Source organism: Pseudomonas sp. LFS044, from assembly GCF_047978245.1.
Lineage (GTDB): Bacteria > Pseudomonadota > Gammaproteobacteria > Pseudomonadales > Pseudomonadaceae > Aquipseudomonas.
Genome location: NZ_JBFPFX010000015.1, coordinates 134,080 through 151,569, shown reverse-complemented (window position 1 = coordinate 151,569; position 17,490 = coordinate 134,080). Strand labels below are relative to the sequence as shown.

At 62.3% G+C, this 17,490-nt stretch carries 15 protein-coding genes; all 15 read right to left on the bottom strand.

Features of this window, described 5'->3' with window-relative positions; translation table 11 throughout:
* Positions 1–106 precede the first annotated feature (106 nt).
* Positions 107–1,054, bottom strand: coding sequence for an acetyl-CoA carboxylase carboxyltransferase subunit alpha (locus ACNQPL_RS15020; protein ID WP_346611782.1), 948 nt, complete (start codon positions 1,052–1,054; stop codon positions 107–109).
* 105 nt (positions 1,055–1,159) lie between these two features.
* Positions 1,160–4,684, bottom strand: coding sequence for a DNA polymerase III subunit alpha (dnaE, locus tag ACNQPL_RS15015; RefSeq protein WP_416467143.1), 3,525 nt, complete (start codon positions 4,682–4,684; stop codon positions 1,160–1,162).
* Positions 4,685–4,836: 152 nt separating this feature from the next.
* Entirely contained in the window at positions 4,837–5,460 is a 624-nt protein-coding gene (gene rnhB / locus ACNQPL_RS15010; protein WP_346611784.1) for a ribonuclease HII, read from the bottom strand.
* Between the two features lies 1 nt (position 5,461).
* Positions 5,462–6,589, bottom strand: coding sequence for a lipid-A-disaccharide synthase (gene lpxB / locus ACNQPL_RS15005; protein ID WP_346611785.1), 1,128 nt, complete (start codon positions 6,587–6,589; stop codon positions 5,462–5,464).
* A 1-nt stretch (position 6,590) separates the two neighbouring features.
* Complete coding sequence (gene lpxA / locus ACNQPL_RS15000; RefSeq protein WP_346611786.1) at positions 6,591–7,367, bottom strand: acyl-ACP--UDP-N-acetylglucosamine O-acyltransferase; 777 nt, start codon at positions 7,365–7,367, stop codon at positions 6,591–6,593.
* On the bottom strand, positions 7,364–7,804 hold the full coding sequence (gene fabZ / locus ACNQPL_RS14995; RefSeq protein WP_346611787.1) for a 3-hydroxyacyl-ACP dehydratase FabZ: 441 nt from the start codon (positions 7,802–7,804) through the stop codon (positions 7,364–7,366). The genes lpxA and fabZ overlap by 4 nt, the downstream gene beginning before the upstream one ends.
* 113 nt (positions 7,805–7,917) lie before the next feature.
* Positions 7,918–8,973, bottom strand: a complete 1,056-nt coding sequence (lpxD, locus tag ACNQPL_RS14990) for a UDP-3-O-(3-hydroxymyristoyl)glucosamine N-acyltransferase (protein WP_346611788.1) — start codon at positions 8,971–8,973, stop codon at positions 7,918–7,920.
* 1 nt (position 8,974) lies between these two features.
* Entirely contained in the window at positions 8,975–9,478 is a 504-nt protein-coding gene (locus ACNQPL_RS14985) for an OmpH family outer membrane protein (RefSeq protein WP_167069119.1), read from the bottom strand.
* 44 nt (positions 9,479–9,522) lie between these two features.
* Positions 9,523–11,871 carry an outer membrane protein assembly factor BamA gene (bamA, locus tag ACNQPL_RS14980; RefSeq protein ID WP_416467142.1) on the bottom strand — a complete coding sequence of 783 codons (2,349 nt, stop codon included), beginning with the start codon at positions 11,869–11,871 and terminating at the stop codon, positions 9,523–9,525.
* A gap of 71 nt (positions 11,872–11,942) precedes the next feature.
* The gene (rseP, locus tag ACNQPL_RS14975; protein ID WP_346611790.1) at positions 11,943–13,295 is read right to left on the bottom strand and encodes an RIP metalloprotease RseP; all 1,353 of its coding nucleotides are present in this window, start codon (positions 13,293–13,295) and stop codon (positions 11,943–11,945) included.
* 61 nt (positions 13,296–13,356) lie between these two features.
* Entirely contained in the window at positions 13,357–14,559 is a 1,203-nt protein-coding gene (ispC, locus tag ACNQPL_RS14970; protein ID WP_416467141.1) for a 1-deoxy-D-xylulose-5-phosphate reductoisomerase, read from the bottom strand.
* Positions 14,544–15,359: a phosphatidate cytidylyltransferase gene (locus ACNQPL_RS14965; protein ID WP_346611792.1), complete on the bottom strand. Its 816-nt coding sequence runs from the start codon at positions 15,357–15,359 to the stop codon at positions 14,544–14,546. The genes ispC and ACNQPL_RS14965 overlap by 16 nt, the downstream gene beginning before the upstream one ends.
* Positions 15,359–16,114: a polyprenyl diphosphate synthase gene (uppS, locus tag ACNQPL_RS14960; RefSeq protein WP_387528454.1), complete on the bottom strand. Its 756-nt coding sequence runs from the start codon at positions 16,112–16,114 to the stop codon at positions 15,359–15,361. Before uppS ends, ACNQPL_RS14965 begins: the two co-directional genes overlap by 1 nt.
* A gap of 15 nt (positions 16,115–16,129) precedes the next feature.
* Positions 16,130–16,687, bottom strand: a complete 558-nt coding sequence (frr, locus tag ACNQPL_RS14955; RefSeq protein ID WP_008094910.1) for a ribosome recycling factor — start codon at positions 16,685–16,687, stop codon at positions 16,130–16,132.
* The gene (gene pyrH / locus ACNQPL_RS14950; RefSeq protein WP_008094912.1) at positions 16,684–17,427 is read right to left on the bottom strand and encodes a UMP kinase; all 744 of its coding nucleotides are present in this window, start codon (positions 17,425–17,427) and stop codon (positions 16,684–16,686) included. Before pyrH ends, frr begins: the two co-directional genes overlap by 4 nt.
* Positions 17,428–17,490: the final 63 nt, after the last annotated feature.

Below are 17,490 nucleotides of genomic sequence, written 5' to 3'. Positions count from 1 at the left end.
CCCCCCTTGCGCCGCCACGCCGCCCCCCACATTAGCCGCCCACACCGCGCAAAATGGGGGCGCCGGCTGCCCGGCGAAAGGGCCGCAACGCGGCCCCAGGGCTACATCAGATGCCGTAGCTCATCAGGCGCTCGTAACGACGGGCCAGCAGCGCGTCATTGTCGAACTTGCCCAGCATGTCCAGCTGCTCAACCAGGTCGGCGCGAATGCTTTCGGACATCTGCGCCGGGTCACGGTGGGCGCCGCCCAGCGGCTCCTGAATGACCTTGTCGACGATGTTCAGGCTCTTCAGGCGCTCGGCAGTGATGCCCATGGCTTCGGCAGCGTCGGCAGCCTTGTCGGCCGTCTTCCACAGAATCGAGGCACAGCCTTCCGGCGAGATCACCGAGTAGGTGGAATACTGCAGCATGTTCAGCTGGTCGCACACACCGATGGCCAATGCACCGCCGGAACCACCTTCACCGATCACGGTGGCGATGATCGGGGTTTTCAGGCGCGCCATGACGCGCAGGTTCCAGGCGATCGCTTCACTCTGGTTGCGCTCTTCGGCGTCGATGCCCGGGTAGGCACCCGGGGTGTCGATGAAGGTCAGGATCGGCATCTTGAAACGTTCGGCCATTTCCATCAGGCGGCAAGCCTTGCGGTAGCCTTCCGGGCGCGGCATGCCGAAGTTGCGGCGAACCTTTTCGCGCACTTCACGGCCCTTCTGGTGGCCGATGACCATTACCGGCTTGCCATCCAGGCGCGCGGTACCGCCGACGATGGCGGCGTCGTCGGAGAAGTGGCGGTCGCCGTGCAGCTCTTCGAACTCGGTGAAGATGTGCTCCAGGTAGTCCAGGGTGTAAGGACGACGTGGGTGGCGGGCCAGGCGGGCGATCTGCCAGCTGGTCAGGTTGCCGAAGATGCTTTCGGTCAGTGTGTTGCTCTTGTCTTGCAGACGGGCAATTTCATCGCTGATATTCAGCGAGTTGTCGTTACCCACCAAACGCAGCCCTTCGATCTTGGCTTGCAGGTCGGCAATCGGCTGTTCGAAATCGAGAAAATTCGGGTTCATAGTCATCCGTCTTGGGTCTACGGCCAGGCGGCCGGCCGGTTGATCCGTTTGGCGCCCTACCTTAAGGGATCAGGCGCATTCAGGTCGAGCGTAAATTTCGTCGGTTCAACGATATTGCAGGAAGACGTTCTCACGCCCGAACTGGTCACGCAGCGCCTGAATCAGGCCATCGGCCGGGTCGATCGACCACTGCTCGCCGAACTGCAACATGGCCTTGGCATCGCTGCCCGTGTATTCGAGGGTGATCGGGCAACCGCCGCGGTGGCGGGTGATCAGCTCGCCCAGCCAGTTCAGGCGGTCACCCTTGAGCGCCTCGTGGGTGATCTTCAGGCGCAGGCTCTCGGCCAGCTTGGTCCGGGCATCTTCCATGGTCATCACCTGCTTCACGCGCAGGCGCAGGCCACCCGAGAAGTCGTCATTGCTGACCTCGCCTTCGACCACCACCATGGCATCGTTCTGCAACAGCGCTTGAGCGCCCATGAAGGCATCGGCGAACAGCGACGCCTCGATGCGCCCGGACCGGTCATCGAGGGTGACAAAGCCCATCTTGTCGCCCTTCTTGTTCTTCATCACGCGCAGGGCAATGATCATCCCGGCGATGGTCTGCGTTTCGCGCGACGGCTTGAGGTCGATGATCCGCTGGCGGGCGAAGCGGCGGATCTCCCCTTCGTATTCATCGATCGGGTGGCCGGTAAGGTACACACCCAGGGTGTCTTTCTCGCCCTTCAGGCGCTCTTTGAGCGTCAGCTCGCGCACCTTGCGGTGGTTGGCGTAGACATCCGAGTCGGCTTCGACGAACAGCCCGCCAAACAGGTCGACATGGCCGCTGTCGGCCGTGCGCGCGGTCTGTTCTGCAGCCTTGATGGCTTCTTCCAGGGCCGACAGCAAGGTCGCACGGTTGATGTCGATGCTGGCGTGGTACGCCTTGATCTCATCATGGAAGTGCGGGCCGAGACGGTCCAGGGCCCCGCTGCGGATCAGCGCATCGAGGGTCCGCTTGTTGACGCGCTTGAGGTCGACCCGCTCGCAGAAGTCGAACAAGTCCTTGAACGGCCCGCCCTGGGCGCGCGCTTCGACGATGGCTTCCACCGGGCCTTCACCGACACCTTTGATGGCACCCAGCCCATAGATGATGCGGCCGTCGTCGTTGACCGTGAACTTGAACTCGGAGGCATTCACGTCCGGTGCATCGAGGCGCAGTTTCATGGTGCGCACTTCTTCGATCAGCACCACCACCTTGTCGGTGTTGTGCATGTCCGCCGACAGTACCGCAGCCATGAACGGCGCCGGGTAGTGAGTCTTGAGCCAGGCGGTCTGATAGGAGACCAGGCCATAGGCTGCCGAGTGGGATTTGTTGAAGCCGTAGCCGGCGAACTTCTCTACCAGGTCGAAGATGTTACCGGCGAGGTCTGCCTCGATGTTGTTGGCGACACAACCCTCGATGAAACCGCCGCGCTGCTTGGCCATCTCTTCGGGCTTTTTCTTGCCCATGGCTCGGCGCAGCATGTCGGCGCCGCCCAGGGTATAACCGGCCATGACCTGGGCAATCTGCATCACCTGTTCCTGATACAGGATGATGCCGTAGGTTGGTGCCAATACCGGTTTGAGGCCTTCGTACTGGTAGTCCGAGTGGGGGTAGGCCAGCTCGGCGCGCCCGTGCTTACGGTTGATGAAGTCGTCCACCATGCCCGATTGCAACGGGCCAGGGCGGAACAATGCCACCAGTGCGATGAGGTCTTCCAGGCAGTCGGGCTTGAGCTTCTTGATCAGCTCTTTCATGCCCCGCGATTCAAGCTGGAACACCGCCGTGGTTTCGGCCTTCTGCAGCAGCTCGTAGGTCTTGCGGTCGTCCAGCGGGATGAAGTCGATGTTCAGGTCGGGCAGGTTGTTCTTGGCCTGCTCGCGGTTGATCGTCTCCATTGCCCACTTGATGATGGTCAGGGTACGCAGGCCGAGGAAGTCGAACTTGACCAGGCCTGCGGCCTCGACGTCGTCCTTGTCGAACTGGGTAACCAGGCCGCCGCCTTCTTCGTCACAGGCGATCGGCGAGAAGTCGGTAAGCTTGGTCGGGGCGATGACCACGCCACCGGCGTGCTTGCCGGTACCCCGGGTGACACCCTCCAGCTTGAGCGCCATCTCCCAGATTTCACGGGCGTCTTCATCGCCCTTGAGGAAGTCGCGCAGAATCTCTTCCTGCTCGTACGCCTTCTCCAGAGTCATGCCCACTTCGAACGGGATCATCTTCGACAGGCGATCGGCCAGGCCATACGACTTGCCTTGCACCCGCGCCACGTCGCGCACCACCGCCTTGGCGGCCATGGTGCCGAAGGTGATGATCTGGCTGACCGCGTTGCGACCATAGGCCTCGGCGACGTAGTCGATCACCCGGTCACGCCCATCCATGCAGAAGTCGACGTCGAAGTCGGGCATGGAAACCCGTTCAGGGTTCAGGAAACGCTCGAACAGCAGGTCGTAGGCCAGCGGGTCGAGGTCGGTGATCTTCAATACGTAGGCCACCAGCGAGCCGGCACCCGAGCCCCGCCCAGGGCCTACCGGCACGCCGTTGTTCTTGGCCCATTTGATGAAGTCCATCACGATCAGGAAGTAGCCGGGGAAGCCCATCTGGATGATGATGTCCAGCTCGAACTTCAGGCGGTCCAGGTAGACCTGGCGCTTCTCTTCGTAATTGGGCGTGGTCTCTTTCGGCCAGAGCACCGCAAGGCGCTCCTCGAGCCCTTCATGGGAGACGTGGCGCAGGTAGTCATCGATGCCCATGCCGTTGGGCGTCGGGAAGTCGGGCAGGAAGTACTTGCCCAGCTGCACCTGGATGTTGCAGCGCTTGGCGATTTCGACGGTGTTGGCGACGGCGTCGGGCAGGTCGCTGAACAGCTCGGCCATTTCGTCCGCGCTCTTGAGGTACTGCTGATCGCTGTACATCCGCGGGCGACGCGGGTCGTCCAGGGTCCAGCCTTCACCAATGCACACGCGGCTTTCGTGGGCGTCAAAGTCGGATTGCTTGATGAAACGCACATCGTTGGTCGCCACCAGCGGCGCACTGAACTTGTCGGCCAGTGCCACGGCGGCATGCACGTACTCTTCGTCACCGGCGCGGTTGGTGCGCTGCACCTCGACGTAAAAGCGATCGGGGAACATGCCCATCCAATCGTGCAGCAGCGCCTCGGCCTCGTCGGTCCGGCCCGCCATCAAGGCCATGCCGATATCGCCTTCCTTGCCTGCAGACAGGGCAATCAACCCGTCGCTGGCCGGGGCGATCCAGTCACGCTGAAGAATCACCAGGCCGTTGCGCTGGCCATCGGTCCAACCCCGCGAGATCAACTCGGTGAGATTGCGATAACCCGCAGGGTTCATGGCCAGGAAGCAGATGCGCGACAGTGGCGCCTCCGGGTCGCCCCCCGCCAGCCACAGGTCGGCACCACAGATCGGCTTGATGCCAGCGCCCATGGCGGCCTTGTAGAACTTCACCAGCGAGCACATGTTGCTCTGGTCGGTGATCGCCACTGCCGGCATGTTCATCCCCGCCAGCGCCTTGGCCAGCGGCTTGATCCGCACCAGGCCGTCTACCAGCGAGAATTCGGAGTGGACGCGCAGGTGAACGAAGGGTACCGACATGGAAGATCCTGTAGCAGTGCTGAACGACGAGGCGGGATTGTAACGTAAATGCGAGGGGGGTTTGGGGCTGCTTTGCAGCCCCTTCGCTGGGGTTGCCGCCGCCCCCTGTGGGAGCTGGCTTGCCGGCGATGGGCCGCAAAGCGGCCGCTGGCCTAGATCAGAGAATCGGTAATGCCTTCACGGGCTTCCCAGGCGGCACGCACCGGCGCAAACGAGCGCCGATGAATCGGCGTAGGCCCCAGCCGCGCCAGGGCCTCAAGGTGCACCGGGGTCGGGTAGCCCTTGTGCCCGCCAATGCCGTACCCCGGATAGATCAGCTCGAAAGCGCTCATTTCGCGGTCACGGGTGACCTTGGCCAGGATCGACGCGGCAGCGATCGCCGGCACCTGGCTATCGCCCTTGACCACTGGCGCAGCCGGCACCGCGAGCTTGGGGCAGCGATTACCGTCGATCAGCGCGAGCTTGGGCGTGATGTGCAAGCCCTCGACCGCACGCTGCATGGCCAACAGGGTGGCGTGAAGAATGTTCAGCCGGTCGATTTCATCCACTTCGGCCCGGGCGATGCAAAAGCTCAGGGCTTTTTCGCAGATTTCGTCGAACAGCGCTTCGCGCTTGGCTTCGGTGAGCTTTTTCGAATCATTCAGGCCCAGGATCGGGCGTGCCGGGTCGAGAATCACCGCTGCCGTTACCACCGCGCCGCACAGCGGGCCACGGCCAACTTCATCGACGCCGGCGACCAGCTCCTCGACCAGGTTGAAGTCCAGTCCTATCTGCATGTCAGCGGTCCTTCAGCAAAGCGAGCACCGCGTCTGCCGCCTGGTTGGAGGCGTCGCGGCGCAGGGTACGGTGGATCTCGTCGAAGCGCTCGGTCTGCTGGCTGCCATCGGTAACCAGCGGTGCCAAGGCCTGCGCCAGGGCTTCGCTGGTAGCGGCGTCCTGCAGCAGCTCGGGCACCAGCTCGCGCTGGGCCAGCAAATTGGGCAGCGACACGTAGGGGCTTTTTACCAGGCGTTTGAGTATCCAGTAAGTCAGCGGCGCAAGGCGGTAGGCGACGACCATGGGGCGCTTGTACAGCATGGCCTCCAGCGTAGCGGTACCGGAGGCGATAAGCACCGCATCACAGGCAGCCAGGGCCTGGTGCGATTGGCCATCGAGCAACGTCAGGGGCAAGTCACGACCCTCGAGCATCTGCTCGAGCTGCGCACGCCGCGCCGCATTGGCGCAGGGCAATACGAAGCGTACACCCGGCACCCGTTCGCACAGGCGCTGCGCTGCGTCGAGGAACAGCGCGCCGAGGCGACCGACCTCGCCCCCCCGGCTACCCGGCATCAATGCCACTACCGGGCCGCCGCCCAGGCCCAGGGCAACGCGCGCCGCCTGGCGATCAGCCTCTAATGGAATAGTATCTGCCAAGGGATGGCCAACGAAGCGCACCGGCACGCCCTGCTCTTCATAGAAGCGCGCCTCGAACGGCAGCAGGGTCAGCATCAGGTCGCAGCCCTCACGGATCTTGAGCACACGCTTCTGCCGCCAGGCCCAGACCGACGGGCTGACATAATGCACGGTCTTGATACCGGCCTGGCGCAGTTTCAATTCGATATTGAGGGTGAAGTCAGGGGCGTCGATGCCAATGAACACATCGGGCTTTTCGGCAATCAGGGTCTGGATCAACGCCTTGCGCCGCTTCAGCAGCTCGCGCAGGCGCCCCAGTACCTCGACCAGGCCCATGACCGCGAGACGCTCCATGGGGAAATACGACTGCAGGCCTTCGGCTTCCATCAACGGGCCGCCGACACCAATAAAACGCACATCGGGATGGCGCGCCTTCAAGGCGCGCATCAGGCCGGAACCGAGAATATCGCCGCTGGCCTCACCCGCGACCAGGGCTACGCAAAGCTGCGCCATGTCAGCGGGTGATGCCGCGGGCAGAATTCACGATCGACTGACGGAACAGGTCGACCTCGGGGTGCTTGCCGGCCAGCTCGTCCAGCTCCTTGATCGCCTCTTCGACGGTCAGGCCCTGACGGTAGACGATCTTGTAGGAACGACGCAGGGCATGGATCACCTCGTCGCTGAAACCGCGACGGCGCATGCCTTCGAAGTTCATGCTGCGGGCCTCGGCGGGGCTGCCGAACACCGTGACGAAGGCCGGGACATCCTTGCCGATCGCTGTACCCATGCCCGAAAACGCATGGGCACCGATGTGGCAATACTGGTGCACCAGGGTGAAACCGGACAGGATCGCCCAGTCTCCCACGTGCACATGCCCGGCCAGCGCCGTATTGTTCACCAGGATGCAATGGTTGCCGATCACGCTGTCATGGCCGATATGGGCATAGGCCATGATCAGGTTGTGGTCACCCAGGGTCGTTTCCGCGCGGTCCTGGACCGTGCCACGGTGGATGGTCACCCCCTCGCGGATCACATTGTGGTCACCGATCACCAGCCGCGTCGGTTCACCCTTGTACTTGAGGTCAGGGGTGTCTTCGCCGATAGAGGAAAACTGGTAGATGCGGTTGTGCTTGCCGATCCGGGTCGGGCCCTTCAGCACCACATGGGGACCGATGACGGTACCCTCCCCGATTTCAACGTCGGGGCCAATGATCGACCACGGGCCGACCTCGACGCCGTCGGCCAGCTTGGCCGACGGGTCGATGATCGCTCGCGGATCAATCGAATTCATAGCTCACGTTCCGCACAGGTGATCTCGGCCGAGCACACAGGCTTGCCATCGACCAACGCCCGGCACTCGAACTTCCAGATGGTCTTCTTGCGGCCGATGAACTTCGCTTCCAGCACCAGCTGGTCGCCCGGCAATACCGGCTGACGGAAACGCAGTTTGTCGGAACCGACGAAATAGTACAGCGTGCCATCGGCGGGCTTGGTATCGAGCATCTTGAAACCGAGAATGCCTGCAGCCTGCGCCATGGCTTCGATGATCAGCACGCCTGGCATTACCGGGTGTTCCGGGAAATGCCCGTTGAAGAACGGCTCGTTGATGCTGACATTCTTGTAGGCACGAATGCTCTGGGCCTCGAAGTCCAGATCCGTCACACGGTCTACCAGCAGGAACGGGTAGCGGTGAGGCAGGTATTCGCGAATCTCGTTGATGTCCATCATTTCGGGGGGAAGCCTGTAATAAGAATAGGGAGCGCAGGTGCTGACCACACGCTCCTTTTGCAATCCAAAGAGGAGCCAGCTAGCGACTGTTCACTCTTGCTCAGGAAATGGTATCAGCCTTCTGATGCCGGCTGGCCACCTGAGGTCACGGTATCGACACGTTTTTCCAGCTGCTGGAGACGCTTGGACATGTCATCCAGCTGGCGGATACGCGCGGCGCTCTTGCGCCAGTCAGCCAATGGCTGCATGGCAGTACCGGAAGAATAGGCGCCCGGTTCGGTGATAGAACGGGTCACCATGGTCATCCCGGACACGAATACGTTGTCGCAGACATCGATGTGGCCAACCATGCCGACGCCGCCGGCGATGGTGCAGTGCTTGCCAATGCGCGTGCTGCCGGAAATCCCGACGCAGGCGGCCATGGCCGTGTGCTCACCGATCTGGACGTTGTGTGCGATCTGGATCTGGTTGTCCAGCTTGACCCCGTCGGCAATCCGCGTGTCGGACAGCGCACCACGGTCTACCGCGGTATTCACGCCGATCTCGACGTCATCACCGATGGTGACCCCGCCGATCTGGGCAATCTTGCGCCATACACCTTTCTCGTTGGCGAAACCGAAGCCTTCACCACCGATCACGGCGCCCGACTGGATGACCACGCGCTTGCCGATGGTCACGTCGTGATACAACGTGACCCGTGGCGCCAACCAGCCGCCCTCGCCGACCACGCAACGGGCACCGATCACGCAATGCGCGCCGATGCTCACGTTGGCGCCGATGCGTGCGCCGCTCTCGATAACCGCGAACGGCCCGATACTGGCACTGGCATCGACCTGCGCGTCCTCGGCCACCACGGCGCTGGGATGTATTCCCGCCACAGCCTTGGGTTTCGGGTCGAACAGGTGGGAAATGCGCGCGTAAGCCAGGTACGGGTCGGCGACGATCAGGGCGTTGCCGGTGAAGCTTTCGGCATCCGCAGCCTTCAGCAGCACCGCAGCGGCCTGGCTGTTATCCAGGAATTTGCGGTACTGCGGGTTGGCGAGGAAGCTCAACTGCCCGGGCCCTGCCTCCTGCAAGGTGGCAAGCCCGGTAATCTGCAGCGCCTCGGAGCCTTTGAGAGTGGCCCCGAGGGCCTCGGCCAGCTGGCCGAGCGTCATGGTCACGGTCATATCAACGGGCTTGGTTCATGCGCTCGATGACTTGGCGGGTGATGTCGTACTGAGGCTTGACATCGATGACCGCACCGCGCTCGAGAACCAGGTCGTAACCGCCTTTCTTGATCACTTCCTCGACAGCGCCATCCAGCTTGGGCTTGAGCTGCTTGAGCATGTCACGGTCGGCGACGGCCTTGGCTTCGTTCAGTTCCTTGGACTGGAACTGGAAGTCACGGGCCTTTTGCTTGAATTCAAGCTCCAGGCGCTCGCGCTCTGGCTGGGCCATCTTGTCGCCGCCCTTGATCAGGCGGTCCTGAATGCCCTTGGCGCTGCTTTCCAGCCCTTTGAGCTTGGTCAGTTGCGGGCCGAATTTCTTCTCGGCATCCACCGCGTACTTCTTGGCGGCATCGGATTCGAGCAGGGCCATCTGATAGTTCAGTACGGCAACCTTCATTTCGGCGAACGCCGGGGTGGCGACCAGCGCCGCGGCCACTACGGCCAGTTGAGCCAATTTACGCACGATGCACTCCTGGATAAACCGTTGTCATTAAGCTAGGGCCGACCTTAGAAGGTCTGGCCCAGAGAGAATTGGAACACCTGGGTATCGGCATCGTCCGGCTTCTTGACCGGCATCGCCAGGCTGAAGCTCAACGGGCCCAGGGCAGTAATCCAGGTGACGCCCAGGCCGACCGAACTGGCCATGCCCGAGAAGCCGACCTTTTCGCAATCCGGCTTGCTGCCGCAATTGGTGTCGAACACGTTACCCACATCCCAGAACAAGGAGGTGCGCAGCGAACGCTGGTCCTTGACGAACGGCAGCGGGAACAGCAGCTCGACGCCACCTTGCACCAGCACGTTGCCACCGAATGGCAGCGGATCCTGATCCGGGTCGGCAATCGTACCTGGGTTCTTGCCGGTACTAGGCGTACTGCGCGGCCCCAGGCTGCTGTCCTTGAAGCCACGGACGGAGTTGAAGCCACCCGCGTAGTAGTTCTCGTAGAACGGCAGGCCCGAGGTACCACCGAAACCATCACCATAGCCCAGTTCGGTGTGCAGGCGCAGGGTGTAATCATTGTTGATTGGCTTGAACAGCTGGCCGCGGTAGTCGAGCTTGTAGAACGACAGGTCGCTGCCCGGCACGGTGGTTTCCAGGGTCAGGCTCTGGGAGTGACCACGGGTTGCCAGCACGCCTTTGTTCAGGGTCGATTCGGACCAGCCGACCGACGCCTTGAAGTTCAGGAAGCTATCGCCCTCTTCTTCGAGGAAGTCGAAGATCTCGTCGACGGTATAACGGCCGGTCTTGATCTTGTCCTGCTGCACGCTCAGGCCGTAGGTCAGGCGCGAGGTTTCACTGATCGGGTAGCCGAGGCTGACACCCGCACCCAGGCTGTCGACCGCATAGCTGGCCACGTCGACGTCGAGGTCGTCGTAGTCGGTGCTGCGGTAGAACGCGTTGTAGCCCAGGCTGACGCCGTCAGCAGTGAAGTAGGGGTCCACGAAGCCGAAGTTGTAGCGGGTCTGGTATTCGGAACGGGTCAGGCCGATGGAGACCTTGTTACCGGTACCGAGGAAGTTGGTCTGGCTGATCGAACCACCGAGGATCAGGCCGGCGCTCTGGGCGAAACCGACGCTGGCGGTGATCGAACCGGAGGCTTGCTCTTCAACGCTGTAGTTGACGTCGACCTGGTCGTCAGTGCCTGGCACCGGCGGGGTCTCGACGTTGACTTCCTTGAAGAAGCCCAGGCGCTCCAGACGGGTCTTGGACTGGTCGATCAGGTAGGTCGACGCCCAGCCGCCTTCCATCTGGCGCATTTCGCGGCGCAGCACTTCGTCTTCGGTCTTGGTGTTGCCGCGGTAGTTGATGCGGTTGACGTAAGCACGCTTGCCCGGGTCCACGACGAACATGATGTCGACGGTGTGGTCCTGGTCGTTCGGCTGTGGCACGCCGTTGACGTTGGCGAAGGTATAGCCTTCGTTACCCAGGCGACGGGTGATCAGCTCGGACGTGGTGGTCATCACCTTGCGCGAGAATACCTGGCCCGGCTGCACCAGCAGCAGCGACTTGACCTGGTCTTCCGGCACCTTGAGGTCACCGGACAGTTTCACGTCGCGAACGGTGTACTTTTCGCCTTCGTTGACGTTGACGGTGATGTAGACGTGCTTCTTGTCCGGGGTGATCGACACCTGGGTAGAGGCGATGTCCATGTTGATGTAGCCGCGGTCCAGGTAGTAGGAACGCAGGCGCTCCAGGTCACCGGAGAGTTTTTCGCGGGCATACTTGTCGTCGTTCTTGAAGAACGACAGCCAGTTGGTGGTCTTCAGCTCGAACAGCTGCGACAGCTCTTCATCGTCGAACACGGTGTTGCCAACGATGTTGATGTGCTGGATGGCAGCGACGGTGCCTTCGTTGATCTTGATTTTCAGCGCGACGCGGTTGCGCGGCTGCGGCACCACTTCGGCGTCGACCTCGGCCGAGTAGCGGCCCTGGGCGACATATTGGCGCTGCAGTTCGTTACGCACACCTTCGAGGGTGGCGCGCTGGAAGATCTCGCCTTCCGCCAGGCCCGACTGTTTCAGGCCCTTCATCAGGTCTTCGGTGCTGATCGCCTTGTTGCCTTCGATCTCGATGCTCGACACCGACGGGCGCTCGACCACGTTGATGATCAGGACATTGCCATCGCGGTTCAGCTGGATGTCCTGGAAGAAGCCAGTCTTGAACAGCGAACGGGTCGACTCCACCAGGCGCCGGTCATCGGCCTGGTCGCCCACGTTCAGGGGCAAGGCGCCGAACACGCTGCCAGCGGATACCCGCTGCAGGCCGTTGACACGAATATCGGAGATGGTGAAGGACTCGGCGTGAACTTCAGCGATCATCAGTGCGGAGAGGACCGCAGTTAGCAGCAGACGTTTCATGAAGTCCTTTTATTCCAACTGGCAATAAACAACCTGCCGCGAAAGGGCGGCAGGTTCGCAATGCGAAGCTTTTATAGTCGACCCAGATCGTTGATCAGGGCGAGCAACATCACCCCTACGACCAAACTGATACCGATCTGGATCCCCCAACCTTGTACCCGATCGGACAGCGGACGACCGCGCGCCCACTCGACCAGGTAAAACAGCAAATGTCCCCCATCCAGAACCGGAATGGGCAGCAGGTTAAGAACCCCCAGGCTTATGCTCAGGTAGGCGAGGAAATTCAGGAAATCCCCGACGCCGGACTGGGCTGAAGCGCCCGCCACTTTAGCAATGGTTATCGGTCCGCTCAAGTTTTTTACCGAGAGCTCACCGAACAGCATTTTCTTCAGTGACTCGAGCGTCAGGACGCTCATGTTCCAGGTCCGTGAGATGCCCTCGCCCACTGCATCCAGCGGCCCGTAGCTCACCTCGCGGAGCATGCTGGCAGGCCATTCGGCGCCTTTGACACCGGCACCCAGGTAACCACCGGCAGCCTTGCCCTCACCCTTGCGGGCCAGGGTTACCGGCACATCCAGCGCAGCGCCATCGCGCTCTACACGAACCACCACATTGGCCTCGGGGCGCGCGCGCACGCTGTCGACCACTTGCTGCCAGTCGCTCAGTGCAACGCCATCAAGGGCCAGCAGCTTGTCCCCGGTCTTCAGGCCGGCAGCAGCAGCCGGGCCCTTGGGGTCGATCTCCGCCAGCACAGGCTGCACCGCGGGGCGCCAAGGGCGCAGCCCGAGGGACTGAATCGGGTCGGGCTCATCGGCGCCTTTAAGCCAGCTATCAAGCTTCACCTGCAACTGACGTTCGGCGCTGGCGCCTTCATCGCGCACGCCAACTTGCAAGGTTCCGCTTTCGCCAAGGCGGCGAACCAGCTGCAAATTGACCGCCGACCAGCCATTGGTCGGTTTGCCATCGATGGAGACGATTTCCTGCCCCGCCACCAGCCCAGCCGACGCTGCCAGGCTGCCGGACTCTACCGCACCGATTACCGGGCGGATCTGCTGGGTGCCGAGCATCGCCAGCACCCAGAAAAACACGATAGCCAGGAGGAAGTTGGCAATCGGCCCCGCTGCAACGATGGCAATGCGTTGGCGGACCGACTTGCGATTGAACGATTGATCGACCAGTGCCGGGGGCACATCGCCCTCGCGCTCGTCGAGCATCTTGACGTAACCGCCCAGGGGGATCGCCGCCACCACGAACTCGGTGCCATGGCGGTCATGCCAGCGCAACAGGCCAGGCCCGAAGCCTACGGAAAAGCGCAGCACCTTCACACCGCAACGCCGCGCTACCCAGAAGTGGCCGAATTCGTGGAAAGTGACCAGTACACCCAGGGCCACCAGGGTGCCGATAATCATGTACAACGCAGTCATGTCTTTCTCCGAATGACGTTCAGCGGAACGACTTTTCGTACAAACCCTGGGCCGATCGCAATCAACGGCCGTGGCGCCTCAACCACTCACGAGACAGCTCGCGGGCGCGCTGGTCGGCAGCGAACACTGCATCCAGCGACGTCACCGGAACCACAGGCTCCTGGTCGAGCACCTGCTCGATCATACCCGCGATCTCCGGGAAGCGGATACGCCGCTCGAGAAATGCCTCGACAGCGATCTCGTTGGCCGCATTGAGCACAGCAGGTGCACTGTTGCCAGCCTCGGCAGCCTGCCGCGCCAAGCGCAGGCAAGGAAAGCGCAGTTCGTCGGGGGCCTGGAAATCCAGACGGGCAATGGCGAACAGATCCAGCGGCGCAACCCCGGAATCGATCCGCTCAGGCCAGGCCAGGGCGTTGGCAATGGGCGTGCGCATGTCCGGGTTGCCCAATTGGGCCAATACCGAACCATCGACGTAATCCACCAGCGAGTGGATCACGCTCTGCGGGTGCACCACCACCTCAACCTTGGCCGGCGCCGCATCGAACAGCCAGCAGGCTTCGATCAGCTCCAGCCCCTTGTTCATCATGCTCGCCGAGTCCACCGAAATCTTGCGCCCCATGGACCAGTTCGGGTGGGCGCAGGCCTGTTCCGGCGTGACATCGGCCAGCGCCGCTTGCGGCGTTTCGCGGAACGGACCACCCGAAGCGGTCAACAGGATCCGGCGTACGCCAACCTGGCCCAGGCCGCGCTCGTAATCGCCCGGCAGGCACTGGAAAATCGCATTGTGCTCGCTGTCGATCGGCAGCAGCACGGCGCCGCTACGACGCACGGCATCCATGAACAGTGCGCCGGACATCACCAGCGCTTCCTTGTTGGCCAGCAGCACCTTCTTGCCTGCCTCGACAGCTGCCAACGTCGGGCGCAGCCCGGCAGCGCCGACGATAGCCGCCATCACCGCATCCACTTCAGGGGCGCAGGCGACTTCGCAGAGGCCTGCCTCCCCTTCCAGCACCTCGGTGGCGCAGCCCGCAGCCACAAGGCCAGCACGCAGGCGTGCGGCCGCTTCGCCATTCGGCACCACGGCAAAGGCCGGACGATGCTGTACGCACAAGCCCAGCAGCTCGTCGATGCGCGAATAACCACTCAACGCGAACACCTGATAGCGCTCGGGGTGACGGGCGATCACATCCAGCGTGCTAAGGCCGATCGAGCCGGTAGCGCCCAGCACGGTAATGCGCTGTATGGCAGTCACATCACACCCCATTCGGCAGCCCACAACAGCACGGCAAAGATCGGGATGGCCGCTGTCAGGCTGTCGATGCGGTCAAGCACACCACCATGGCCAGGCAACAGGTTACTGCTGTCCTTGATACCGGAACGGCGCTTGAACATGCTTTCGGTCAGGTCACCGATCACCGACGACATGACCACCAGCGCGGCGCCCACAAGACCCAGCAGGATCTGGCCAATACCCCAGTCGCGGCTGATGCCGACCCCCAGGGTAATCAGCAGGCTGACAGCCAGGCCGCCATAAACGCCTTCCCAGCTCTTGCCCGGGCTGACCTGCGGCGCAAGCTTGCGCTTGCCAAAGGCACGACCGGAGAAATAGGCGCCGATATCGGCAGCCCACACCAGCACCATGACCGAGAGAATCAGCCAGTTGCCCAGCGGCCAGTGCTTGAGCAGCACCAACCCCTGCCAGGCCGGCAGCAGTATCAGCAGGCCGATCAGCAGGCGGCAGGCGGCGCTGGCCCACAATTCACTGCTGCGCGGGTAGGTCAGCACCAGCCAGGTGGCCAGCGCCCACCAGATCACCGAAGCACCCAGCACCCAGGGCGCCAGGTCAGGCATCAGGTAGAGCAGCATCAGCGCCCCGGCGACCACCGCGGCGTAGGCGATGCGCAGGGGCTGAGCCATAAGCCCGGCCAGGCGCGCCCATTCCCAGGCACCCAGGGTAACCACGAAGCCGATGAAGAGGGCGAAGTCCCCGCCGTTGAGCAGGAAGAAACCACCCAGCGCGACCGGCAGCAGGATCAGCGCGGTAATGATGCGTTGTTTAAGCATTAAGCACGAGCTCCAGCCTCGACCTGCTCGCTGGTCTTACCGAAGCGGCGCTGGCGCGAAGCGAAATCGGCCAGGGCATTGCGCATGGCCTCGTGTTTGAAGTCCGGCCAATAAAGGTCGGAGAAGTACAGTTCGGCGTAGGCCAGCTGCCACAGCAGGAAGTTGCTGATGCGGTGCTCGCCACCGGTGCGGATGCACAGGTCCGGCAACGGCTGCTCGCCGGTGGCCAGGCATGTCTGCAACAACCCCGGCGTGATGTCGTCCGGGCGCAGATGGCCGGCCTGAACTTCACGCGCCAGCCGTTGCGCGGCCTGGGCGATATCCCACTGCCCACCGTAGTTGGCGGCGATCTGCAGGATGAAGCGGTTGTTGCCGGCAGTCAGCGCCTCGGCCTCGCGCATGGCGGCCTGCAGCTCCGGGTGAAAACGCGAACGGTCACCAATGATACGCAGGCTGATGTTGTTCTCGTTGAGGCGCCTGGCCTCACGGCGCAGTGCCGAGAAGAACAACTCCATCAGCGCACCGACCTCTTCGGCCGGGCGCTGCCAGTTCTCGCTGGAGAAGGCGAACAGGGTCAGCACCTCGACCCCGGACTTGGCGCAGACTTCGATGACCGCACGCACCGCATCGACGCCGGCCTTGTGCCCGGCGACGCCGGGCAACAGGCGCTTCTTTGCCCAGCGATTATTGCCATCCATGATGATCGCGACGTGACGCGGCACCGATGACGGTGCCGCCAGCTTGGTCTTTTCCATTAAAAAACCTCGGCCTTAGACGGCCAACAGGTCCTTTTCCTTGGCTTTAAACGCAGCGTCGATCTCGGCGACGAATTTGTCGGTCAGCTTCTGGATCTCGTCAGCGGCGCGACGCTCTTCGTCTTCGCTGATTTCCTTGTCCTTGGTCAGCTTCTTGAGGTCGGCCAGTGCGTCACGACGCACGTTGCGCACGGCAACCTTGGCGTCTTCGGCAACAGCGCTGGCCTGCTTGGTGTAACCCTTGCGGGTTTCTTCGGTCAGGGCAGGCATCGGCACACGAATGGTGGTACCGGCGCTGGACGGGTTCAGGCCCAGGTCGGACGTCAGGATGGCCTTTTCGATGGCAGCGCTGAGGTTCTTGTCGTGGGCGACGATCTTCAGGGTACGGGCATCTTCAACGGACACGGCAGCCACCTGGTTCAGCGGCATTTCGCTGCCCCAGGCCGGAACCTTGACGCTGTCCAGGATGCTTGGGTGGGCGCGACCGGTACGGATGGACGCCAGGTTGCGACCCAGTGCCTCGATGGACTTGCCCATGCGGTCCTGGGCGTCTTTCTTGATGTCGTTGATCATTTTTGAACTTCCTCGATCAGAGTTCCTTCCGCGCCGCCATGCACGATGTTCAGCAGGGCGCCGGGCTTGTTCATGTTGAAGACGCGCAGCGGCATCTTGTGGTCGCGGCACAGACAGATTGCCGTCAGGTCCATCACGCCCAGCTTGCGATCCAGCACTTCATCGTAGGTCAGATGATCGAACTTCTCGGCATGCGGGTCTTTGAATGGATCTGCAGTGTATACACCATCGACCTTGGTTGCCTTCAATACCACGTCGGCATCGATTTCGATGGCGCGCAGGCAAGCGGCAGAGTCGGTGGTGAAGAACGGGTTGCCGGTACCGGCAGCGAAGATTACGACTTCTTTGGCGTTCAGGTGGCGCATGGCTTTGCGGCGATCGTAATGATCGGTCACACCCACCATGGAAATGGCCGACATCACGATGGCAGTGATGTTCGCCCGCTCCAGCGCATCGCGCATGGCCAGGCCATTCATGACGGTTGCCAGCATGCCCATGTGGTCGCCGGTGACACGGTCCATGCCGGCTGCACTGAGCGCCGCACCACGGAACAGGTTGCCACCACCGATAACGAGACCTACCTGAACACCGATGCCGACCAATTGGCCGACCTCAAGTGCCATGCGATCCAGGACCTTGGGGTCGATCCCGAACTCTTCCGAGCCCATCAGGGCCTCGCCGCTAAGTTTGAGTAGAATGCGTTTATAGCGAGCCTGATAACCACTGCCCTGCTGAGCCATTGCGAATCTCTCCTGCGGCGTTTGTAAAATTCTGGCGGGCTGCTTCGAGCCTGCGTGTAACTC